1 protein-coding gene and 1 pseudogene are annotated in these 686 nt (G+C 72.3%); both read left to right on the forward strand.

Annotation, left to right across the window (positions count from 1 at the left end):
* Positions 1-499, forward strand: a pseudogene (locus tag LPA54_RS34280) (class I SAM-dependent methyltransferase); the annotation flags it as partial.
* The gene (locus LPA54_RS34285; protein ID WP_228984566.1) at positions 492-665 is read left to right on the forward strand and encodes a hypothetical protein; all 174 of its coding nucleotides are present in this window, start codon (positions 492-494) and stop codon (positions 663-665) included. The pseudogene LPA54_RS34280 and the gene LPA54_RS34285, both read left to right, overlap by 8 nt.
* Positions 666-686 lie beyond the last annotated feature (21 nt).

The raw sequence follows: 686 nt of genomic DNA on the forward strand, positions 1-686 counted from the left end.
CTTCGACGCGGCGGTGAGCCGCTTCGGGGTGATGTTCTTCGCGGACCCGGTGGCGGCGTTCACGAACATCGCCGACGCGCTGCGCCCGGGCGGCCGCCTGACCTTCGTCTGCCCCCAGTCCTTCGCCCGCCAGGACCAGGCGAGGGTGTTCGCGGCGGTGTCGCGGCACGCGCCGCTGCCGGACCTGACGGCGGCGGCGGAGACGGGCCCGGCCTCGTTCGCGGACCCGAGCCGGGTGAGGGCGGTGCTGTCGGCGGCGGGCTTCGAGGGGATCGAGGTGAGGGCCGTAGACACGGAACAGGTGTGGGGGCGGGACCCGTCGGACGCGTCGGCCTTCCTCTTCGGGTGGGGTCCGATGCGGCACTGGCTGCGGGACGTGCCGGAGGATGCGGTGGGGCGGGCGCGGGTGGCGGCGACGGTGGCGTTCGGGGCGTACGCGACGGGGGAGGGGGTGCGGCTGAAGATGAGCTGCTGGTTGGTGAGGGCAACCCGTGCCTGACGAGTCCGGCGACCTCGCCCCCGAGTGGACGATCCTGTCCAACAACGTGTGCGGCGTCCTGCACGGCCACAGGGACGCTGCCCCCTTGGCCGAGCGCTTCGAACGACTCGGCTGGAGATCGAGATCATCGTCCTGGTACGGCTACGAGGTGGGCACCACATGGTGAGAGGCCGAACTCGAGCCCATC

Origin of the sequence: Streptomyces sp. DH12 (assembly GCF_020873895.1) — a bacterium.
Taxonomy (GTDB): Bacteria; Actinomycetota; Actinomycetes; order Streptomycetales; family Streptomycetaceae; genus Streptomyces.